The sequence below is a fragment of the Sphingopyxis sp. genome (assembly GCF_050916055.1).
Classification (GTDB): domain Bacteria; phylum Pseudomonadota; class Alphaproteobacteria; order Sphingomonadales; family Sphingomonadaceae; genus Sphingopyxis.
Genome location: NZ_CP051527.1, coordinates 368,571 through 389,332, shown reverse-complemented (window position 1 = coordinate 389,332; position 20,762 = coordinate 368,571). Strand labels below are relative to the sequence as shown.

Below are 20,762 nucleotides of genomic sequence, written 5' to 3'. Positions count from 1 at the left end.
ACAGCATGATTTTCACGGACGACCAACTGGCCCTGAAGGATGCGGCGCGACGCTTCGCCCGCGAGCGGCTGTTGCCCAATTATCTCCAGCGCGAGATAGACGCGGCGTTCGAACCGGGCCTGGTGCGCGAGATGGGCGAAATGGGGCTGATCGGCATCGACCTGCCCGAAGCCTATGGCGGCATGGGCGCCAGCGCGGTGACCGCAGGGATCATTGCAGAAGAGCTGGCCTATGGCGATTTCAATGTATCGGCGCTGGCGGTGGTCCAGTCGCTTTGCGGGACGATCATTGTTCGCAACGGGACAGATACCGTAAAGGATGAATGGCTGCCCAAGGTCTGCCGCGGCGAGGCAACGCTGGCATTGTCCATCACCGAACCCCACGCCGGGTCGGACGCCACCGCTCTCCGCCTTCGTGCCCGCAAGGAGGGGGACGATTATATTCTCGACGGCGAGAAGGCTTCGACCAGCTTCGCCGGTCAGGCAAGCGTTTATGTCGTCTTCGCGCGCCTCGGCGACGGAACGGGATCGAGCGGCGTCACCGCTTTCCTGGTGCCCGCCACGGCCGAGGGGCTGTCGACGACGCGGTACCGAGACGTCGGCAGCCATGCCTCTGGCCGGGGATCGGTCTTCTTCGACGGCGTCCGCGTTCCTGCTTCGCATCGGCTGGGGGCCGAAGGGCGCGGCTTTACCGAAGTCATGGCAGGTTTCGATTTCAGCCGCGCTCTGATCGCGCTGCAATGCATTGGCGCGGCGCAAGCCTCGATCGACGAGGCATGGGCCTATTCCGCCGAGCGCGAGGCGTTCGGCGGGCCGATCGCCCAGTTTCAAGGAGTCACCTTTCCGATTGTTGAGGGCGAGACGCAAATCGCCGCGGCGCGACAGCTTGCCTATCATGCGCTCGCGCTGCGCGATGTAGGACAGCCGCACACAGTGGAGGCGGCGATGATCAAATGGTTCGGACCGCGCACGGCCTTCGATGTCATCCATCAATGCTTGCTGACCTTCGGACATTATGGATGGTCGATGGATCTGCCGCACCAGCAGCGGATGCGCGACGTGATGGGGCTCGAGATAGGCGACGGCACCGCACAGATCATGAAGTTGATAGTCGCGCGCGCGCGCGTCGGGCGCGCCGCCGACCCCAAGCGTCAGGCGGCAGCGGCGTGAGCTACGCATCGGTCTTTCGCCCCGGCCTCTATACCGGCCAGGTCGTTATCGTCACCGGCGGCGGCAGCGGAATCGGCCGTTGCACGGCGCATGAGCTGGCAGCGCTCGGGGCCACGGTCGCGCTGGTCGGTCGCAAGCCGGAGAAGCTGGGGACGGTAAAGGACGAGATCGCCTCCGACGGCGGCAAGGCCTCGACCCATGTTTGCGACATCCGCGACGAGGAACAAGTGATCGCGATGGTCGAGGCGGTACTGGCAGCGCACGGCAAGATCGACGGGCTGTTCAACAACGCCGGCGGACAATATCGCGCGCCGCTGCGCGACATCACGACGCGCGGCTTCGAGGCCGTGGTGCGCACCAATCTGACCGGCGGCTTCATCGTCATGCGCGAAGTCTATGTCCGCTGGATGGAGGCGCATGGGGGGGCGATCGTCAACATGATCGCGGATATCGAAAATGGCTGGCCAAACTATGCGCATTCGGGCGCCTCGCGCGGCGGAATGCTGACGCTCAGCGAAAGCGCGGCGAGCGAGTGGGCGGCGGCAAATGTGCGGGTGAATTGTGTGGCGCCGGGAGCGATCGCCTCGAGCGGCCTCGACACTTATGATGCCGCCGACACCCCCTATATCCAGAATGACATCGCGCGTGAAATTCCATTGCAGCGCTTCGGGTCTGAAGCGGAAGTCTCGGCCGCGATCGTCTTCCTGCTTTCGCCCGCTGCCGCGTTCGTCACCGGCGCGACGATCCGCGTCGATGGTGGGGCGCCCAATGCGCGGCGCGTCTGGGGGCCGCTTACGCCATCCAACAAAAGCCAGCCGTATGACGGCTTTCATCGCGCGGCACCGCCCGCCATCCTCGCCGCCAAGGACAAGTCATGACCGAGAAAGTTCTTTATGAAAAGCGTGGGCCGATCGCCTATATCACTCTCAACCGGCCGGAGGTGAAGAATGCCATCGACCTCGATGTGCATGATCGCCTGCGTGAGATCTGGATCGACTTTCGCGATGACGAGGAACTGCGTATCGCGATCCTCACCGGCACCGGCGACGCCTTTTGCGCGGGTGCCGATCTGCGGACTCATGTTCCCGAGTGGGACGGCGTCGGCCCGTCGCTCGGCCGCGACAAGCTCGACGACGGCTTCGCCGGGGGCATCACCCGCGGGCTTCACCGCATCTACAAGCCGATCATCGCGGCGTGCAACGGCTGGGTGCTCGGCGGCGGGCTCGAGCTGGCGATGGCGTGCGATATCCGCATTGCGTCCGAACGCGCGCAATTCGGCTCCTTCGAGCTGCGCCGCGGCATGCATCCTGCCGACGGTGGCATCGTCCGGCTCGTCAATACCTGCGGCGTTGGCATCGCGCTCGAAATGGAGTTGACCGGCGAACCGATCGACGCCCAGCGCGCGTTGATGACGAACATGGTCTCGAAGGTCGTGCCGCACGATGAGTTGATGGCGGCAGCAGAGGATATGGCGGCCCGCATATTGCGCAACGACCGGCGCGCCGTTGAGTCGGCAAAGGAAACGATTTTCGAAGTTGTCGGACGGACGCTCGACGAACAGCTGAAGGTCGAATGCCTGTTCGGTTATGCGCTGTGCGGAGGCAATCCCGAACTGGTCCGTCGATCGGAAGAATTCCTGGCCAAGCAGGACCGCGGCCGGGTCGGCAAGAATGCCTCGGCGCTGTGAGCGAGGATGTGCCCGACGGGTTCGAACCCCTTGCTCTGAACTGCGGCTACAACGACGGGTTCGGCCCGGCCTATGTCAATCTGGCCGAACACAAGATCGGCTTCCGCGTCGGGCCGCAGCATCTGAACCCCGTCGGCGGCTGCCACGGGGGCGCGATGGCGACCTTCGCCGACATGCAGATCAGCGCAGTCGGCCCCGAAGCATATGACGCGCATCGTGCGACGATCAGCCTGACGGTCGAATATCTCGCGCCGGTCGAGCCGGGGGCGTGGGTCGAGGCCGAGGTCGTCTGCCCTAAGGCCACGCGAACGCTGGTCTTCACCCAGGCGATCATCACGGCCGATGGCGAGCCGGTAGCGCGCACCTCGGGCATTTATCGCAATGCGAGCAAGACGCCATGATGGAGAAGTCGCTTGGTGAATGCGGGGTCGCGATATTAGGCGGCACGGCGGGTGTCGGGTTCGAAGCCGCCGCGCAATTTGCCGAAACCGGAGCGCGTGTCGTTGTTCTCGGTCGCAACGACGACCGCGGCGCGGCTGCCGTGACCAAGCTGCTGGCGCGTGTACCGGGCGCTTCGATCGCCTTCGTTCGCGTCGACGCGGCAGACGCCGAGGATGCCGTGCGAGCCGCAACCAAGGCGCGCGTCCTTCTCGGGCAGATCGACGTCCTGATGTGCACGACCGGGCCCAGCCACCCTCCGGAATTGCTCCACGAAATCCCGATCGACGAGGTCATGCCGCGGATCGATGAAATCACCCGGCCGCCGCTCCACATGATGACTGCCGTGCTGCCGGCGATGCGCGCCGCCGGCGGCGGCGCGATGGTTATCGTCGCATCCGACGCCGCCAAGACCGCTACCCCAGGCGAAACGCTCGTGGGAGCGGCGATGGGGTGCATCGTGATGTTCGCACGCGCCGCCGCACTTGAGGAAAAGCGCTGCGGTATCCGCATAAACCTACTGACGCCGTCGCTGATCGCCGACACGCCCGGGGCGGCGCTCATCGACAGCAGTCCCTTTGCTGCCAAACTGTTCCAGAAAGCTGCTGCGATGGCGCACCTGGGCCTCGCCGACGCAAGCGACCTGGCGGCGATGGCGCTCTACCTTGCCAGCCCGGCCGCACGCCGCATCACGGGCCAGGCAATCAGCATCAACGGCGGCATCTCGGTGGCCTGATATGAACCAGCACAGCCTTTCCGATTCCCAGCTCGCCAACTGGCAGTTCGACCAGATCCGCAGTATCGCCGATATCGCACCTTATTGGGCGACCAAGACGCCCGACGCGATCGCGCTAATCGATGGTGACCGTAGGCGCAGCTATGCGGCGTTCGACGAGCGCAGCAACCGTATCGCCAGCCAGTTGATCGCGATTGGCGCAGGACCAGGGACGCTCGTCGGCTATTTCGGCAAGAACAGCATCGAATTCTGGGAGCTCTGGTTCGGCGCAAGCAAGGCGGGCTGCGCGCTCGCGCCGTTCAACTGGCGTTGCGCGTCCGCCGAACTGGTCCAGATCGTCGACAATGCCAAGCCCGCGTTGGTCGTGGTCGCCGCCGAATTCGAAACGGTGTTTGCACAGGTCCGCGATGGCTGCTCCACCCATTTCCCGCTCGTCGTGTTCGGTACCGAAGACGATGCCTATGGTGCCTGGCTGGCAGCCGGAGATGCCGGCGCGGTGACCCGCGACGTCGATGCGAATGAAATCGGTCTCGTGTCCTTCACCTCCGGCACCACCGGCCTGCCCAAGGGCGTCGCGACGACGCAAGGCAATTTCGCTTGGTCTTTCCTGTGCACCGCACTCGAACCCGCGCTGGCTTGGGGGGAAGGCGACGTCATGTTGATGGCGATGCCCAATTTTCACCTGGGTGGCAGCTGGCTGTGCCTTTACGCGCTGCTCAACGGGACGGCGATCACCATGGTGCCGCAGTTCGACCCCGATCTGTGCATCGAAGCCATCAACCGCGACCGGGTGAGCATGGCCCCGATCGTTCCGGCGGCGATCCAGTTGCTGCTCGATCATCCGCGCGCCTCGCCCGAGGCATTTGCGGCGCTTCGCTCGATCATCTATTTCGGTTCACCGATCGGCGCGACGACGATGATGCGCGCGCGCGCCGAAATTGGCTGCGACCTGATCCAGGTCTATGGCACAACCGAGGCAAATTTTGTTACGATCCTGCGGCCCGAGGACCATTTCACCGACGATGCGGCGATCCTGGCTTCGTGCGGCCGCGCTTTGCCGCTGTGTGTGATACGTATTGTCGATGCCGACGGCCAGGTCGTGCCAGCGGGAACCGTTGGCGAGGTCGAGGCTCGCAGTCCGATGGCGTTTGCCCGCTACCTGGGACACCCCAACGCAACGGCCGAAGCCTGGCGGAGCGGCTGGTATCGCACTGGCGATCTCGGACGAATGGATGCGGCGGGATTTCTCACCATCGTCGATCGCGCCAAGGACATGATCATCAGCGGCGGAGAGAATATCTACTCGGCCGAGGTCGAAGGCGCACTCGGCAAGCTCCCTGGAATTCGCCAATGCGGCGTCGTCGGCCTGCCGGATGCGAAATGGGGTGAGCGGGTGACGGCGGCGGTGATTGTCGATCCGTCCGCTGGACTGACCGACGCCGCGATCATCGCGCACTGCCGCACGTTGATCGCCGGCTACAAGGTTCCCAAGCAAGTGCTGTTTCTTGAGGCGCTACCGCAAACACCAACCGGCAAGGTGCAAAAAGCAGCGCTGCGCAAACTTCTCGCGGAGTCCGGGGCTTGAGCGTCGCTTCCGCCTCGGACCTGCCTGCTCGGCTGGAGACCTGGTTTGTGCAGCATGGCGTTGTCGGGCCGCGCGTTGGCGACATGGTGCAATTCCCATCGGGCTTCTCGTGGATCACCTATGCCTTCACGCTGAAATCCGAGAGCGGCACGCAGGACCTTATCCTTCGCATCGGCCCGGGAAACGGCCTTTATGCTCCCTATAGCGCCGAGCCGGAATTTGCCGCGCTCGCGGCGGTTCAGGGGTCATCAGTCGCGGCACCGCGTCCGCATTACTGGTCGGACGACAGCAGCATCCTCGGCGGTCCCTTTCTAATCGTCGATAAGGCAAAGGGATCGACTCCGATCCCGTGGGGGGATGACGATGGCTTGTCGGACGCGGCGCGGGCTACGATCGGCGCACAATTCGCCGACGGGCTCGGGGCGCTCCACGTCATCGACTGGCGGGGCAGCCCGCTCGCCCGCTTCGGCGACGGCCTCACCAAGGAAAATGTGGCGCTGCGCGAGGTCGAACGTTGGGAGGCCGGATACCACCGCTGGGCCCTACGGTCGCATCCGATGCTCCACAAGCTCATCGGCTGGCTGCGGGCAAACCCGCCCGCCGCGCCGCGGCTCAGCATCATCCACGGTGACTATCGCCTCGGCAATTTCCTCGAGGTCGACGGGCGGATTACCGCGATCCTTGACTGGGAGCTCGTGCATCTTGGCGATCCGCACGAGGACATTGCCTGGACCTGCCTGCCGCAGTATCGTGGTGGTACGCCGCTGATGTCCAAGCTGGTATCGCGCGAGGAGCTTTATGATCGCCATGCGGCAAAGACCGGCGTAGCGGTCAATCCGGCCAACGTTCATTATTACACGCTGTTCTCGTTGCTCAAGCTTGCCGTGACGCATATCGCGGCCGCCTATGCGTTCGAGCGCAACGGGTTTCGCGATATGCGCATGCCGGCAATGGCAACCCAGATCGCGCCCACCTTGCGCCAGATCGAGAAATTGCTGGTGGCGGCATGAACAACAGCTTTGCCCGCCTGATCGAAGGCATGGTCGACGTGCTGCGCCGCGACCTGATCCCCGTAATGGACGGGGAGTTCGCGCGAGGTCAGGCCTATGGGGTGATCTTCATGCTCGAAAGCCTGAAGCTGCGCGGCGACTGGTCGCCGGCCTTTCTGGGCGAGCAGGTAGCGGCGCTCCGCGATCTCCACGATGCGATCGCTGCCGTGCCGAACCGGCCTGCCGATATGCCGTCGCTGTCCATACCGCTAGCGGCCGACGTTCCATCGCGCGACCTTGGCGACCGAGAGGTCGCCGCTCTCATCGACTGGCTCGCGGTCCAGTCGTCGCCTCCGGTAGCGATACAGAACGCCCTCGACGCCTATCTGACCCGCCAGATCCGATATGAGCTCACGACCAGCGCGCGCCCGATGTTTGCCGAAATTTCGCTGGGCCGCGAACCCGACAAGGACGAACCATAATGCTGACCCCACAGGACGATCTGATCGGCCACCAGACGACGACGACTTTCGATCATGTCCAGTCTAGCGATCCGGCGTGGATGGAGCGGCTGTGGTACACCGGCCATCCGGTTCCGGGCGGCGATGTCATTTTCGACATCGGGCTCGGCTATCATCCGAACCGCAACGTGATGGACGCCTTCGCCGGGATCACGCGCGGCGGCGAACAGATCGATTTTCGCGTCAGCCGCCACGCGCGGCCCAATCCGCTCGATACGGCGCTCGGTCCATTGGCGATCGAAGTGGTAGAAGGGCTGCGCCATCACCATCTTTCGCTCGCGGAAAACGAGTCCGGCCTGACCTTCGATCTCGATTTCCACGCGAGCATGAATGCCCATGAGGAAGAGGCGCATTTCCGCCGTCGCAAGGGACGGGTCACCGAAGACATGGCCCGCGTCCAACAGCTCGGGCGGTATCGCGGCTGGATCGCACTCGACGGCGAGCGGTGGGACGTGACGCCCGAAAACTGGTGGGGACAGCGCGACCATAGCTGGGGCATCCGGGCCGAAATGCGCACCGATCCGGCGCATCTGCCGATGACCTTCTATCCCCCCTTCCTGTTTCTCTGGATCACGGTGCAGTTCGCCGACTACGGCCTGCAGCTCTTCCTCAAGGAACGTTCGCCTGGCGATAGCATATATATCACGGGTGAAGAGGTCCGGCCCGTCGGCGAACGTCCGGGCAATACGCGGCGGCTAGTCGCGATGACACACGACATCGACTGGGCCGACGATCCGATGGGCCAGACGGTGCGGTCCGCGGTGCTCGAGCCTGTCTTCAGCGACGGCAGCCGGCGCAAGCTAGACGTGCGCGCCCTGCCCGCGCGCTACTTTCTCAAGGGCGGTCTTTATGGTGGGCTCGACGGCTGGTTCCACGGCGACGACAAGGGCAAACTTTTTGCAAGTCACAGCCGCTGGAAACTGGACGGCGACGCCGATCGAGCCGCGTTGCGCACCCTGTCCGACCATGTCATCGAAGTTCGCGATGGTGACAACATCGGCTGGGGCATCATGGAATATGGTGTGGGTGAAGGCTATGCTCGCTACCCTGGCGTACAGGCTTTCCCTCCGATCTAGATCGTTCGCTCGTGGGTAGCTCGGCGGCATGCCAACATTCGGGGATCGGATAATCCTCGGCTGGCGCGCCTGGAATGGCGCGTGCCATGAGAGATTGCGCGGCCGGCGGCCATGGGCGGAGGAAGGCCTCGCTTGATACTAGCGCAGTGATGAGCGCCCGCGATCGCAGCTGCCGGATCGCCCTTGCACGCGGGGGCGCAATTCCCCGGAATTCCGATCCGACTCTCCAGATCAGCATCGTCTTCAGGCACGGCCGAACTGCCAAGGGCGGCGCGATAGTCGTCGAATGCCAGTAGCGCCGCGCCCAATGCGCCCGCGATCTGGGGGCTCGGGCAGCAGGAGCGGCTTGCCGAGAACCTTCTCGATATGATGGACAGCGGCCGGATTTCGGGCGACGCCCCCGATCATCGCGACGGGTCCGGTCTTGCCGACGCGGCTGACGATCGCATCGCTCCACCCTTTTACAGGTTAACTGATTCATTAAATCAATCGTGCGATGAAATTCCCCGCATGCGCGAACCCTAAAAGAACGCCAGATAGCGAGACGTGCAGCAACATACGCCTCTCGGCTTGTTCCGCTAAACACGAGGAGGCGGCTGGCCAAAGGCCCGCCGCCTCCTCGTCGAGATCATATGGACCAGCCTATCGTCAGGCCGTAGGTGCGCGGCGCGCCGGCATAGCCGACGAGCTGCCCTGGCAGCGCGAGGACGGTGCGGCGGTAATATTTGTCGGTCGCGTTCATCACGAAAGCGCTGACGCGGAAATCACCGATCCGCGCGGTCGCGCGAAGGTCGAGCAATCCGTAGCTCGGCTGGACCGCCAGCGGTGTCGTCGTGCCGTAAATCGCGTTTCCTTCGCCGGGCTCGAAGAAGAATTGGCTGAGCAGCGCATAATCGGCACGCAGCTGAAGCGAATTGCCGCCGCCAAACGGAAGCGTCCACTGCGCGCCGACATTGACCGAGTGCACTGGCGCACGGACGAGCCGCGTGTCCGAGAAGTCGGTCGTCGCGTTGAACGGGAAGGCCTTATATTTAGCGTCGGTGTAAGCGTAGCTGAGGTTCGCCTCGAAGCGGTCCGACGGACGCGCGACAAGTTCGAGCTCGAACCCCTTGATCTCGCTGGTCGCGGCATTGGTGATCAAGGTCGCCGCGCCGCCGCCCGGCACCGCAACGACGCGTAGCACCTGGAGATCCTTATAATCATAATAATAGGCCGAGCCGTTGAAGGTCAGGCGCTGGTCGAGGAGCTGGGTCTTGAAGCCGACCTCATAAGCATCGAGGCTTTCGGGTTCGAACACGACATTCGCCTGCGCCGCCGAGAAGGGCACATATTGAAAGCCGCCGGACTTGAAGCCCTGATTGTAGCTTGCGTAGAAATTGAGATCGCGCGTGGGCTGGTACGACAGGGTGACGCGCGGATCGAACGAACTGAACTTGCCGCCCTGCCCAGTGGTGAAATTGGCGGCGACGAGCGGGATTCCCGGCGCGGTGGTGGTGCCACTCGAGATCGCGTCCTTGTCATCCTCGGTGTAGCGCCCACCGAGCGTCAAATCGAGCGCATCGGTGATATGCACGGTCGCCTGAGCGAAGGCCGCGAGGCTCTTGGTCTGGTAGCGGGTCGCCGCGACGTCGGTCTGGCGCGCGCCGGTGAGCGCGAACTTCACGCTGTCGGCGCCGAAGTTGAAGGTGTCGATGCGGGTGCTGCGATCATTGTAATAGAAGCCGCCGACGATCCAGTCGACCGCGCCCCCGAACGACAACGGGCCGCTCGGATCGGAAGCGAAGCGCAATTCCTGCGTGAACTGCTTGCTGCGTTCGTCGCTGACCTGCTGGATCACGTCGAGCGACGTGTTGTCGAAATCGCGGTCGTCGATCGCGCGGTTGTGGCGATAGGCGGTGATCGAGGTCAAAGTGCCGAGACCGACATCCCATTCGAGCTTGCCGCTAAAGGTCTCGACATTTCGGTCGAGCAGATTGTCGCGATCGGTACGCTCGGCGTAGCGGCCGGGGGTTTTGACCGGCATCGCGCCGGCGCGCGCGAAAAAGACCGCGTTCGGATTGACGATCGTCCCTTCGCTCTTGCCCGAGAAGGAATAGCCGTCGTCGCGCAGCAGTTCGCCGATCAGGCTGATGCGAAAATCGGCGCTTGGCTCGAAATCGAGGCGCAGCCGCCCGCCATAATTGTCGATGCCCTGCGCATGATTGCCGGTCTGCGGATTGCGCATATAGCCCTCCGAGAAGGTGCGCCAGCCGGCGATGCGGCCTTTGACGGTATCGCCGAGCAGCGGACCCGAGACCGCCGCGAAGACATTATAGGCGTCGTAGTTGCCGATCCCCGCCTCGGCTTCGAGCGCGAAGCTGTCGGTCGGCCCCTTGGTGATGACGTTGATCGCGCCGCCGATCGTGTTGCGGCCATAGAGGGTGCCCTGCGGACCTTTAAGCACTTCGATGCGTTCGATATCGCGCAGCGCACCGAGCGTGCCCGCGGTGCGCCCGAGATAGACTTCGTCGACGAACACGCCGACCGACGCTTCAGAGCCCGCGTCGAACTGGCGGCTGCCAATGCCGCGGATATAGAGCTGCGGCCGGGTCGCGCCCGCGCTGCCGCCGTAAAAGCCAGGAACGCGCGGTGCGATCTGGGTCAGGTTGATGATGCCGCTGCCTTCGAGCTGCTCGCTCGTGAAGGCCGAGATCGAGACCGGCACATCCTGGAGGCGCTGCGACCTCTTCTGGGCGGTCACGATGATTTCGCCTGGCGCAGCGTCGCTGCCCTGGACCTTGGTATCGGTATCGGTTTCGGTTTCGCTGTCCTGCGCCATCGCCGGCGCGGCGCCGAGCAGCGCCAAAGTGAGGATGGACGCACCTGCGCCGCGGATCGCCTTTTGCATTGTCTCTCCCTTTCTGCCGGCTTCGTTGGCCAGCCTCGGTCTGCGCCTTCCCTTCCCGGGTCCGGCTGCAGGACGGCACTAACTGCAGAAATGAAATAATGCAAGAATTGCACAATCAAATAATTTCACTGTTGAATTTGTGGGCTTCATGGCACAGTCACGCCGGGAGAGGACACACATGGGAAAGCAAGCCAGTTCGGGCATGACGCCGACCAGCCGCGCGGCTGGGGATAAGGCGCAAGGATCCGCCGACGAGAAGTGGCAGGCGAGCCTCGCCGACCTCCTCTCCTTCTATTATCCCATGCACTACCGGATCGGGATCGACGTCGAGACGGTCATGGGCCAAGGCCGCATTTCGCGGAAGCAGGGCACGATCCTCTGGCTCATCCACTCGCGCGGCGACAAAGACGGCTGGCTCCGCCGCAAGCTCATCGAGGAGCGGCTCTCGGCCTGGTTCGAAATCAGCAATTCGAGCGTCTCGAACCTGCTGCGCGAGCTCACCCGCCCGCCGCTCGAGCTTGTGAAACAGATCGAGAATCCGACCTCGGGCCGCGAGAAGCTCGTGTGCCTGACCCCGAAAGGCCGCGCCTTCATCGACGAATCGATCCGCCAGTCGCTCGACTATCTCGGTCGTCACCTCGAACATGTCGACCAGCAGCAACTCGATCGCGGCATCCAGTTCTTCAAGCTGGCCTTCCAGCCGCTTAGCACCGACCCCGAGTCGTCAGAAAGCGGCGCAAGCTGATCACATCCGGAACACGCCATAATGCGCCGGATCGTCGATCGGCGCGTTGAGCGAAGCCGATATCGCGATCCCAAGCGCATTACGCGTCGCGACCGGATCGAGAATACCATCGTCCCAAAGCTCGGACGTCGCGTGCCAGGCGCTCGCCTTGTCGGCATATTCGGCAAGGATCGGGTCACGGATCGCGGCCGCCTCTGCCTCGCCAAGCGTGCGCTCCTCGCGCGCGAGCTGGCGCATCTTCACCTCGGTCAGCACATTAGCCGCCTGCTCGGCGCCCATCACCCCGACCTGCGCATGCGGCCAGGAGAAGAGAAAGCGGCTGTCGAAGGCGCGCCCCGCCATGCCATAGGTGCCCGCGCCATAGCTCGCATTGGCGTTGACGGTGAACTTGGGCACGCTCGCGCCCGAGACCGCCATGATCATCTTCGCGCCATCCTTGGTGATGCCGCCGCGCTCATAATCGCGCCCGACCATGAAGCCGGTGATATTCTGGAGGAAGAGCAGCGGCGTGCGGTCCTTGTCGCACAGCTGGATGAAGTGCGTTCCCTTGAGCGCGCTTTCGGAAAAGAGCACGCCATTGTTGGCAAGGATCCCGACCTTATAGCCCCAGATGCGCGCGAAGCCGCAGACGAGCGTGGTGCCGAAGGCAGGCTGATATTCGTGGAAACGGCTGCCGTCGACCATGCGCGCTATCACCTCGCGCATATCGAGCTGAGTGCGCCCATCGCGCGGCAAGATGCCGTAAAGCTCCTCGGGATCATAAGCCGGCGGCTCGGCTGCGGCTTCGTCGATCCGCGTCTTGGGACGCGGCGCGAGCGTCGCCATGACTTCACGGGCAAGCGCGATTCCATGCGCCTCCGATGCGGCCGGGTAGTCGGCGACGCCCGAGACGCTGGTGTGCATATCGGCGCCGCCGAGCTCGTCGACGCTCACGATCTCGCCGGTCGCCGCCTTGACGAGCGGCGGACCTCCCAGAAAAACCGCGCCGGTGCCGCGAACGATCACCGAATAATCGCTGAGCGCCGGGATATAGGCGCCGCCGGCGGTGCAATGGCCCATGACGATCGCGACCTGCGGGACGGCGAGCTTCGAGAGGATCGACTGGTTCCGGAAAATGCGGCCGGCATGATAGCGGTCGGGGAAGAAATCGGCCTGCAGCGGCAGAAAGCCCCCCGCGCTGTCGCAAAGATGCAGCACAGGAAGCCGGTTCTCGATCGCGATGTCGAGCGCGCGCACGATCTTCTTCACCGAATGCGGATACCAGGCGCCGCCCTTCACCGCGGGATCGTCGGCGCGGATCATCACCTCGCGCCCGCCCACGACGCCGATCCCGCAAAGCTGCCCTGCGCCGGGTACTTCGCCGTCATAGGCGCGGCCCGCCGCGAGAGTCGAAAGCTCGAGAAAGGGCGTGCCCGGGTCAAGCAGGGCGTCGAGCCGGTCGCGCAGCCCCATCTTCCCTTGCCGCGCCAGCCGGTCGCGGTCCCTTTGCGGCCGATCGTCGCGCGCCGCGCGCTGCCGCTCGGCAAGGTCGGCCGCGATGGCGCGGTGATGCGCCGCATTGGCGGAAAATTCGGCCGAAGCCGTCGATATCCTGCTTTCGATGCGCCGCATAAATCAGTCCTTCGGCGTAATGGTGGCGAGCGGCGCACCGCGATCGAAGCCCTGGCCCGCCGCGACATGCAGCGAGAGAGTTCCGTCGGCCGGGGCGCGGAGCGTGGTTTCGAGCTTCATGCTCTCGATCACGAGAAGCGCGTCGCTTGCCGCGACATCGGCGCCGTCGGCGGCAATCAGCCGCACCACGATGCCCGGCATCGGCGCCGCGACGAGATTATCGTTCCCGCTCGCTGCGGCGGCTTCGTGGTAGGCGACGGGGTCGCGCCAAAGCAGTTCGTGGATCCGGCCCTTCAAATGAACCCAGACCCGGTCGCCATCGCGCACCGCGGCAACCGGCCAGCTCTTTTCGCCGACACGCAATATGCCGCTGTCGAGTCCAAGCAGCCGGCCGTCGGCGAGCCGCGGCCCCTTGCCGAGTTCGAGCGGGACGACAATATCGCCAACGATGACATAGCCCTGCATCAGTTGCGCCACCTCCCCATGGCCGCCTGCATCGCCGGCACCGCTTCAAGCCCTGTCCCGACGTCGGGGATCAAAAGCGCCACCAGCGCCGCCAGTGCCTCGCTCGTCTCGGCGTCCGGCGGCGGCTCGGCAGCAAGATCGGCTTTTTCGGCGATCAGACCGGTGTGCATGCGCCCCGCAGCCACATCGGGATCGGCGAGAAGGCGGCGTAGATATCCGATATTGGTCGTAAGCCCGAGCAGGATCAGCTTCGCGAGCGCCGCGTCCATCGCTGCCAGCGCCGCGGGGCGGTCGGCGGCATGAACGATCAGCTTCGCGATCATCGGATCGAAGGCCGAATGCACCCGCTCACCTTCGAGCAGCCCCGCGTCAAAGCGCGCGCCCTCGGGCGGCGCCAGACGCAGCACCGGCCCCGTCGTCGGCGAAAAGCCGTTCGCGGGATCCTCGGCGTAGATACGTGCCTCGATCGCATGGCCCGAGCGCGTGAGTGCGTCCTGCGCCACCGGAAGCGGCGCCCCCGACGCGATCGCGAGCTGCTGTTCGACAAGATCGATCCCGGTGATCATCTCGGTCACGGGGTGCTCGACCTGGAGACGCGTGTTCATTTCGAGGAAGAAAAATTCGCCGCCGCCGTAGATGAACTCGACGGTGCCTGCGCCGCGATAGTCGCACGCGCGCGCTATGCCCGCGGCGGCCTCGCAGATATTCTGTCGCTCGACTTCATCGAGCGCGGGCGACGGCGCCTCCTCGACGATTTTCTGAAAGCGTCGCTGCAGCGAGCATTCGCGTTCGAACAGATGGATCGCACCGCCCTGTCCGTCGCCGAGGACCTGCACCTCGATATGCCGCGGATTTTCGACATAGCGCTCGATGAAAAGCCGGCCGTCGCCGAAGTAGCGCTCGCCCTCCGACCGCGCCGTAGCGATTTCCTCCTCGAGCGTTGCAAGATCGCGGACGATCCGCATCCCCTTCCCGCCGCCACCCGCCGAGGGCTTGATCAGGAGCGGCGCGCCCACGGCGCGCGCATTGGCGGCAAAATTGTCCGGGTCATCCTCCTCGATGACCGAAGGCGCGACAGGAAAGCCACGCTCTTCGACGAAGCGCCGCGCCGAGATCTTATCGCCCATGAGATCGATCGTCTCAGGCTTGGGGCCGACCCAGACAATAGCTGCGGCCTCGACCGCCCGCGAGAAACCGGCGTTTTCCGAGAGAAAGCCATAGCCGGGATGGATTGCCCCGGCGCCCATCGCCTTTGCAGCGGCAATGATCTGGTCGCCATCGAGAAAGGCGGCGACGGGGGTTGCACCCTCGAGCATGCGAACATCGTCGGCGAGGTCCATCGCCGGGGTCTGCCCGTCAATGGGATGGGTAACGAGCAGGGCGCGAAGTCCCGCCGCTTTCACCGAGCGAAGAATCCGCGCGGCGATTTCCCCGCGATTGGCAACAAGGACGCTGTCGAAGTGATAATCCATGCCTAGTTCCGCGATCCGGACGGCACCGGGAGATCGCCGAGGCGCATGCCGCCGTCGCAATCGAGAATGGTGCCCGTGATATAGCTTGCTGCATCGCTGCTCAAAAAGGCCACCGCCTCGCCGACATCGCTGCCGCGCCCGAAATAGGGAAGCGCGAGCGCCGCCTGCACGCGTTCTGCCATGTCGCCCTCCCCGGTGAGGCGCGCGAGCCCTTCGGTGTCGGCAATCGGCCCCGGCGAAACCCCGTTCACGCGAATGCCGTGCACGCCCCACTCGAGCGCAAGGCATTTCGTCAGCATGTCGACGCCGGCTTTTGCCGCGCACGCATGCGCCTGGTTGCGCATCGCTCGCTGCGCTTGCGGCGCCGAGATCGCGACGAGCGAAGCGCCCGGCACGCGCAGGTGCGCAAATGCGGCCTTGAAGACGTTGAACGTGCCGATCAGGTCGATCTCGACCACCGTCCGGAACCCGTTGGCGGACATCTCCTCTGCCGAGGCAAAGAAATTGCCTGCCGCGCCCGATACGACGATGTCGAGGGAGCCGAGATGGCGCGCCGCCTCAGCCGCGACATCCTCCATGGCGGCGGCGTCGCGGACATCGCCCGCAAGGCCGATGGCGTCGAGGCCATCGGCGCGCAGGGCCTCGGCCGCGGCGGCGATGCGCTCGGGCGTGCGGCTCGCGACGACAAGGCGCGCGCCATGCTCGGCGAGCCGCTTCGCGATCGCGAGATTGATCCCGCTCGATGCGCCGACGACGAGCGCGTTCTTACCCGACAATTTCACGTCTCTGTTGTTCCTCGATCATAGGGGCTGGGTTGGTGGGTCCAAAGTTCGCCCGAGAGTGCGCCGCCGCCGTCGATGACGAGCGTCGCGCCGGTGACATAAGAAGCGGCCGCGCTCGACAGAAAGGCCACTGCTTGTGCAACTTCCCAGGGGTCGCCGGACCGCCGCTGCGGATTGGCGTCACGAAAGCCGGCGCGGGCCTCGGGCGGATAGACGTCGAGGCCCGGGGTCTCGATAAGGCCCGGTGCGACGCAATTGACGCGAACGGCGTACGGCGCCCATTCGACCGCCGCCGTCCGGCTGGCATTGATCACGCCAGCGCGCGCGGCGCTGCTGTGAATGATGCCGGGCATACCGCGTTCGTTCGACGCGACGATGTTCACGATCGAGCCCGGCCGGCCTGTCTCGATCCAGTGCTGCGCTGCGGCCTGCATCATCAGCCAGCTGCCCGTAAGATTCGTCTCGACAACGGCGCGCCAACCCTTGGGCACGATGTCCGATGCCGCCTGCGGATATTGCCCGCCGGCATTGTTGACGAGAATGTCGAGCGATCCAAATCGGCTGATCACGGCCTCGAACAGCCGCTCGACCGCCTCCTCGTCGCGAATGTCGGTCGGCACCGAAAGCACGTCGATCCCGTGCGCCGCCATGTCCCCGGCGGCCCTCTGGAGCCGCTCGGCCGATCTCCCGCAGATCGCGACGCGCGCGCCAAGCCTCCCGAAAAGCCATGCGATCGCCATGCCGATACCGCTCCCGCCGCCGGAGACCAGCGCCGTCCGGCCGGCAAAGAGATCGGGCGCGAGGACGTGCGGCTCGCTCGCGAGCCGGCTCGCCGCGATGCGCCCGGCGCCGCTCATTTGAGAAGGTCGGCGGCGATGATGAGCTTGCGCACTTCGGTCGTCCCTGCGCCGATCTCCATCAGCTTGATTGAACGGAAGAGCCGGTTGATCTCGCTTTCCCAGATATAGCCAGTGCCGCCATGGATCTGCACCGCCTCGTTGAGGACGCGGTTGGCGGTTTCGGCGGCGTACATCACCGATGCCGCGGTGAGCGCATGGATGCGCCCGCGTCCGCCCTCGCCGTGCGCGATCGCCGTACATTCGGCGAGCACCTGGTAGGTGAAACTGCGCATCGTCTCGATCCAGACGAACATGTCTGCGAGCTTGGCCTGGATCATCTGGAAGCCCGCGATCGGCTGGCCGAACTGTTCGCGCGTCTTGGCATGCTCGATCGTCAGCTCGAGCGCGCGCTCGCAGATGCCGAGCATGATCGGCGAGATGATCGCGCGCTCGAGATCGAGCCCGCTCATCACCACCGCGACGCCCTGATTTTCCCCGCGCAGCCGGTTAGCGGCGGGAACCCGGCACTCTTCGAAGACGAGTTCGGCGGTCTGGCTACCACGAAAGCCCATCTTCCTGAGCTTCTGTGCGACCTTGAACCCCGGGGTGTCGGTTTCGACGACGAAGGCCGATATCCCCTTGGGCCCGGCCGCCATATCGGTCTTGGCATAGACGAGGACGGCGTCGGCGACAGGACCGTTGGTGATGTAGATCTTGCCGCCGTTCAGGACATAGTCGTCGCCTTCGCGCCGCGCGGTCGTGCGCATCGAGCCGAGCGCGTCGGACCCGGCGCCGGGCTCGGTGAGGCCGAGCGCCCCGATCCACTCGCCGCTGAGCAGCTTCGGCAGGAAGCGCGCACGCTGCTCGTCGCTGGCATTGGCATAGACATTGCCGAGGCAGAGATTCTCGTGAACGACCCAGGCGAGCGCGAAGGCGTGGTTCGAGCGAGCAAACGCCTGCGCAACGAGGCCGGTGGCAAAAATATCCGCGCCCGACCCGCCGAGCTCGGCGGGCACGCTGATTCCGAAATAGCCGAGCTTGCCGAGCGAGCGAAAGACCGCGTCGGGCCACCATTCGTCATCGTCCATCCGCGCTGCGAGCGGCCGGAGCTCGGAGCGGGCGAAACGGTCGGCTTCGTCGAAGATCTGCTGATGCTCGGGCGACAGCGCCGTGCTCCACGGCGCCAAATCGACTGAATGGCTGGCCACAATCTTCTCCCCCGATCCGTCTTTTGCTGTTGGACCGTCTCCTATGCAAGATTGTTCAATATCGCAAGTGTTCAATATTTGCATAATTTATCGAGCCGCGCATAATGGGGAGAATCGGTAGGCTTTGGGAGAGCGACATGATGGCAACGAACGACGCGGTCGCGCCGGTGGAGGCGGGGCAATGAATCCGCAGGTGATCGCGCGGACAGCGCCCGATCGGCCGGCGACGATCATGGCGGCGACCGGCGAGACAATGACCTACGGCGGGCTCGACAGCCTTTCGCGCAAGCTCGCAGGCCTGCTCCGTCGGCTCGGCTACGGGCCGGGCGATCATCTGGCGATGATGATCGACAACGAGATTCTGTACCACCCGGTCGCATGGGGCGCCTGGTATGCGGGTCTCTATTTCACGCCGGTGAGCACGAGGCTGACAGCGAGCGAGGTCGCCTATCTGGTCGAAGACAGCGGATCGCGCGTCTTTATCGCCTCGCCCGCCTATGAGCCGCTGATCGCCGAGCTGAAGACCGAACTACCGCAGGTCGAGCACTGGTTTCTCACCGGCGCGGGAACAGGCTTGGCGGATCCCTTGCTCCCCCTCCTCGACGCCGAGACCGAACTTGTCGTCGGACCGGCCGACGCGGTCGGCGCCGACATGCTCTATTCCTCGGGAACGACCGGGCGGCCGAAAGGGATCAAGCCGCGCGGCGGGGCCGTACGCGACGAGCCGAACCCGCTCGCCTCGCTGCTGACGCAGCTTTACGGGTTCGACGCCGCAACGCGCTACCTGACGCCCGCTCCGCTCTATCATGGCTCGCCGACCAAATATTCGATGGCGGTCCACCGCGCCGGCGGCGCCAATATCATCATGGAAGGCTTCGATGCCGAGGCGGCGCTCGCCGCCATCGACCGCCATCGCGTGACCCACAGCCAATGGGTGCCGACGATGCTCCACCGCATGGCGCGGCTGCCCGATGAGACCAAGTCACGCTACGACCTGTCGAGCCACCGCGTCGCGGTCCACGCTGCCGCGCCCTGCCCGCCCGAGCTCAAGCGGCAGATGATCGACTGGTGGGGCCCGATCGTCTGGGAGTTCTACGCGGGCTCGGAAGCGGTCGGCTATACGTCGATCGGCAGCATGGAAGCGCTCGCGCGCCCGGGATCGGTCGGCAAGTCGGTCTTTGGCGATCTCCATATTCTCGATGGCGAGGGCCAGCCGCTCCCGCCGCGCGAGATCGGCCATATCTTCTTCGCCAATGGCCCGGCGATGGAATATCACAAGGACCCGGCCAAGACCGCGCGCGCCTATAATGAGCGCGGCTGGGTCACGCTCGGCGACATGGGTTCGCTCGACGAGGAGGGATATCTGTATCTTGCCGACCGCAAGGATTTCATGATCATCACCGGCGGGGTCAATGTCTATCCCGCCGAGATCGAGCAGCTGCTCGTCATGCATCCCGGGATCGACGATGCTGCGGTCTTCGGTATTCCCAACGAGGAGTTCGGGCAGGAAGTGAAGGCGGTGGTCCAGCCCGCCGCCTGGCCCGCCGACGAAGCAGACTATAAGGAAGAGATCATCGCCTATTGCCGCGCGCATCTCTCGCGGATCAAAGTGCCCCGTTCGGTCGATCTCTCGGCCGAATTGCCGCGCCAGCCCAATGGCAAATTGTACAAGACCGCCCTGCGCGCCGCCTATCTGAAGGAAAGCCAGTCATGACCAGCAAGGCCGAAAGCGAGAGCGTCGTCACCGAATATGAGGCGGGGCTGCTCCGGATCAGTCTCGACCGGCCGGCCAGCGGCAATGCGGTGACGCCGGGGCTCATCGCCGACCTCATGGGCGCGGTGGCCGAGGCCGAGGACCCGGCAGTTCGCGCCGTGCTGATCGCGGGCTCGGGGGCCAATTTCTGCGCGGGAGCCGACCTCAGGCATTTCGCCGGGAAACTCGACCGCGTCGCGGATGAACTGCAGGAGATGGCGACCGGCTTCCACGCGATGCTCGAGCGGCTCTACCGCCTGTCCAAGCCGGTCGTGGCCGCGGTGCAAGGCAATGCGATCGGGGCGGGCTTCGGCCTGGCTCTCGCGGCGGACCTTGTCATCGCGGGCAAGTCCGCGCGCTTTTCGACCGGCTACGCGCGACTCGGCCTCAGCGCCGATGCGGGTGTCAGCTGGTTCCTGACCCAAGCGCTCGGGCCCCGGCAGGCAGGCGCTCTCCTGATGACCGCGCGTTTCCTCGCCGCCGAGGAGGCCAGATCACTCGGGCTGGTCGACGATGTGGTCGAGGATGACGCGCTCGCGGCGGCCGCCGAGACCGCCGCGCGCGCTTTCGCAGAGGGGCCGGGCGGCGCCTATGCGGCGATCAAGCTGCTGACCCGCGCGGCGCGCGGCAACGATCTTCCCGCGCAGCTCGCGCTCGAGGAAGCACATGTCGTCCGGCTCGCCCGTGACCCCGCAGTCGCCACGGCGATGGCTGCGATGCTCAAACCGCGCGGCTAGACGCAGGATCGCCCTCGCCCCGCTTGCGCCGTCCCCGTCGCATCGTGCAAGGTAGCGGGCGA

General features: G+C 65.0%; 19 protein-coding genes. 12 read left to right on the top strand and 7 right to left on the bottom strand.

The features are described 5' to 3' along the window. Window positions 1-5: 5 nt before the first annotated feature. From HEQ22_RS01870 to HEQ22_RS01830, 9 genes are all read left to right on the top strand, one after another. Complete coding sequence (locus HEQ22_RS01870) at window positions 6-1,169, top strand: acyl-CoA dehydrogenase family protein (protein ID WP_432769507.1); 1,164 nt, start codon at window positions 6-8, stop codon at window positions 1,167-1,169. Further along, window positions 1,166-2,047 (top strand): SDR family NAD(P)-dependent oxidoreductase, encoded by an 882-nt coding sequence (locus HEQ22_RS01865; protein ID WP_432769506.1) that lies wholly within the window; start codon window positions 1,166-1,168, stop codon window positions 2,045-2,047. Before HEQ22_RS01870 ends, HEQ22_RS01865 begins: the two co-directional genes overlap by 4 nt. Further along, window positions 2,044-2,856, top strand: a complete 813-nt coding sequence (locus tag HEQ22_RS01860) for an enoyl-CoA hydratase/isomerase family protein (RefSeq protein ID WP_432769505.1) — start codon at window positions 2,044-2,046, stop codon at window positions 2,854-2,856. Before HEQ22_RS01865 ends, HEQ22_RS01860 begins: the two co-directional genes overlap by 4 nt. Then, window positions 2,853-3,257, top strand: coding sequence for a PaaI family thioesterase (locus tag HEQ22_RS01855; RefSeq protein ID WP_432769504.1), 405 nt, complete (start codon window positions 2,853-2,855; stop codon window positions 3,255-3,257). The genes HEQ22_RS01860 and HEQ22_RS01855 overlap by 4 nt, the downstream gene beginning before the upstream one ends. After that, a complete protein-coding gene (locus HEQ22_RS01850) occupies window positions 3,254-4,030 on the top strand; it encodes an SDR family NAD(P)-dependent oxidoreductase (protein ID WP_432769503.1) in 777 nt (258 codons plus the stop codon). The genes HEQ22_RS01855 and HEQ22_RS01850 overlap by 4 nt, the downstream gene beginning before the upstream one ends. 1 nt (window position 4,031) lies before the next feature. Beyond that, complete coding sequence (locus tag HEQ22_RS01845) at window positions 4,032-5,615, top strand: AMP-binding protein (RefSeq protein ID WP_432770922.1); 1,584 nt, start codon at window positions 4,032-4,034, stop codon at window positions 5,613-5,615. Beyond that, window positions 5,612-6,625, top strand: coding sequence for a phosphotransferase family protein (locus tag HEQ22_RS01840; RefSeq protein WP_432769502.1), 1,014 nt, complete (start codon window positions 5,612-5,614; stop codon window positions 6,623-6,625). The genes HEQ22_RS01845 and HEQ22_RS01840 overlap by 4 nt, the downstream gene beginning before the upstream one ends. Further along, window positions 6,622-7,086, top strand: a complete 465-nt coding sequence (locus HEQ22_RS01835) for a hypothetical protein (RefSeq protein WP_432769501.1) — start codon at window positions 6,622-6,624, stop codon at window positions 7,084-7,086. Before HEQ22_RS01840 ends, HEQ22_RS01835 begins: the two co-directional genes overlap by 4 nt. Before the next feature lie 80 nt (window positions 7,087-7,166). Continuing rightward, on the top strand, window positions 7,167-8,201 hold the full coding sequence (locus HEQ22_RS01830) for a hypothetical protein (RefSeq protein ID WP_432769500.1): 1,035 nt from the start codon (window positions 7,167-7,169) through the stop codon (window positions 8,199-8,201). A gap of 628 nt (window positions 8,202-8,829) precedes the next feature. Here the strand turns inward: HEQ22_RS01830 and HEQ22_RS01825 are convergent. Next, a complete protein-coding gene (locus HEQ22_RS01825; protein ID WP_432769499.1) occupies window positions 8,830-11,088 on the bottom strand; it encodes a TonB-dependent receptor in 2,259 nt (752 codons plus the stop codon). Window positions 11,089-11,266: 178 nt separating this feature from the next. Here HEQ22_RS01825 and HEQ22_RS01820 point away from each other — a divergent pair, with 178 nt between their 5' ends. Further along, entirely contained in the window at window positions 11,267-11,833 is a 567-nt protein-coding gene (locus tag HEQ22_RS01820) for a winged helix DNA-binding protein (protein WP_432769498.1), read from the top strand. Here the strand turns inward: HEQ22_RS01820 and HEQ22_RS01815 are convergent, their stop codons facing one another. From HEQ22_RS01815 to HEQ22_RS01790, 6 genes are read right to left on the bottom strand one after another with little or no spacing between them, the layout of a single operon-like run. After that, window positions 11,834-13,444: an acyl-CoA carboxylase subunit beta gene (locus tag HEQ22_RS01815; protein ID WP_432769497.1), complete on the bottom strand. Its 1,611-nt coding sequence runs from the start codon at window positions 13,442-13,444 to the stop codon at window positions 11,834-11,836. A 3-nt stretch (window positions 13,445-13,447) separates the two neighbouring features. Continuing rightward, entirely contained in the window at window positions 13,448-13,909 is a 462-nt protein-coding gene (locus tag HEQ22_RS01810; RefSeq protein ID WP_432769496.1) for an acetyl-CoA carboxylase biotin carboxyl carrier protein subunit, read from the bottom strand. Next, window positions 13,909-15,381, bottom strand: coding sequence for an acetyl-CoA carboxylase biotin carboxylase subunit (locus tag HEQ22_RS01805; RefSeq protein ID WP_432769495.1), 1,473 nt, complete (start codon window positions 15,379-15,381; stop codon window positions 13,909-13,911). Before HEQ22_RS01805 ends, HEQ22_RS01810 begins: the two co-directional genes overlap by 1 nt. A 2-nt stretch (window positions 15,382-15,383) precedes the next feature. Beyond that, window positions 15,384-16,163, bottom strand: a complete 780-nt coding sequence (locus HEQ22_RS01800; protein ID WP_432769494.1) for an SDR family oxidoreductase — start codon at window positions 16,161-16,163, stop codon at window positions 15,384-15,386. Next, window positions 16,160-17,020 carry an SDR family oxidoreductase gene (locus HEQ22_RS01795; protein ID WP_432769493.1) on the bottom strand — a complete coding sequence of 287 codons (861 nt, stop codon included), beginning with the start codon at window positions 17,018-17,020 and terminating at the stop codon, window positions 16,160-16,162. The genes HEQ22_RS01800 and HEQ22_RS01795 overlap by 4 nt, the downstream gene beginning before the upstream one ends. Beyond that, window positions 17,017-18,210 carry an acyl-CoA dehydrogenase family protein gene (locus HEQ22_RS01790; protein WP_432769492.1) on the bottom strand — a complete coding sequence of 398 codons (1,194 nt, stop codon included), beginning with the start codon at window positions 18,208-18,210 and terminating at the stop codon, window positions 17,017-17,019. The genes HEQ22_RS01795 and HEQ22_RS01790 overlap by 4 nt, the downstream gene beginning before the upstream one ends. Before the next feature lie 181 nt (window positions 18,211-18,391). Here HEQ22_RS01790 and HEQ22_RS01785 point away from each other — a divergent pair, with 181 nt between their 5' ends. Beyond that, complete coding sequence (locus HEQ22_RS01785) at window positions 18,392-19,924, top strand: AMP-binding protein (RefSeq protein WP_432769491.1); 1,533 nt, start codon at window positions 18,392-18,394, stop codon at window positions 19,922-19,924. Beyond that, complete coding sequence (locus HEQ22_RS01780; protein ID WP_432769490.1) at window positions 19,921-20,700, top strand: enoyl-CoA hydratase/isomerase family protein; 780 nt, start codon at window positions 19,921-19,923, stop codon at window positions 20,698-20,700. The genes HEQ22_RS01785 and HEQ22_RS01780 overlap by 4 nt, the downstream gene beginning before the upstream one ends. Window positions 20,701-20,762 lie beyond the last annotated feature (62 nt).

Excerpts from the sequence above, each read along its gene's own strand:
- HEQ22_RS01805 (WP_432769495.1), bottom strand. The coding sequence starts at position 15,381 with ATGGATTATCACTTCGACAGCGTCCTTGTTGCCAATCGCGGGGAAATC.
- HEQ22_RS01820 (WP_432769498.1), top strand. The coding sequence starts at position 11,267 with ATGGGAAAGCAAGCCAGTTCGGGCATGACGCCGACCAGCCGCGCGGCT.
- HEQ22_RS01780 (WP_432769490.1), top strand. The coding sequence starts at position 19,921 with ATGACCAGCAAGGCCGAAAGCGAGAGCGTCGTCACCGAATATGAGGCG.
- HEQ22_RS01795 (WP_432769493.1), bottom strand. The coding sequence starts at position 17,020 with ATGAGCGGCGCCGGGCGCATCGCGGCGAGCCGGCTCGCGAGCGAGCCG.
- HEQ22_RS01860 (WP_432769505.1), top strand. The coding sequence starts at position 2,044 with ATGACCGAGAAAGTTCTTTATGAAAAGCGTGGGCCGATCGCCTATATC.
- HEQ22_RS01835 (WP_432769501.1), top strand. The coding sequence starts at position 6,622 with ATGAACAACAGCTTTGCCCGCCTGATCGAAGGCATGGTCGACGTGCTG.
- HEQ22_RS01850 (WP_432769503.1), top strand. The coding sequence starts at position 3,254 with ATGATGGAGAAGTCGCTTGGTGAATGCGGGGTCGCGATATTAGGCGGC.
- HEQ22_RS01810 (WP_432769496.1), bottom strand. The coding sequence starts at position 13,909 with ATGCAGGGCTATGTCATCGTTGGCGATATTGTCGTCCCGCTCGAACTC.
- HEQ22_RS01830 (WP_432769500.1), top strand. The coding sequence starts at position 7,167 with ATGGAGCGGCTGTGGTACACCGGCCATCCGGTTCCGGGCGGCGATGTC.
- HEQ22_RS01870 (WP_432769507.1), top strand. The coding sequence starts at position 6 with ATGATTTTCACGGACGACCAACTGGCCCTGAAGGATGCGGCGCGACGC.
- HEQ22_RS01815 (WP_432769497.1), bottom strand. The coding sequence starts at position 13,444 with ATGCGGCGCATCGAAAGCAGGATATCGACGGCTTCGGCCGAATTTTCC.
- HEQ22_RS01825 (WP_432769499.1), bottom strand. The coding sequence starts at position 11,088 with ATGCAAAAGGCGATCCGCGGCGCAGGTGCGTCCATCCTCACTTTGGCG.
- HEQ22_RS01785 (WP_432769491.1), top strand. The coding sequence starts at position 18,392 with ATGAATCCGCAGGTGATCGCGCGGACAGCGCCCGATCGGCCGGCGACG.
- HEQ22_RS01845 (WP_432770922.1), top strand. The coding sequence starts at position 4,032 with ATGAACCAGCACAGCCTTTCCGATTCCCAGCTCGCCAACTGGCAGTTC.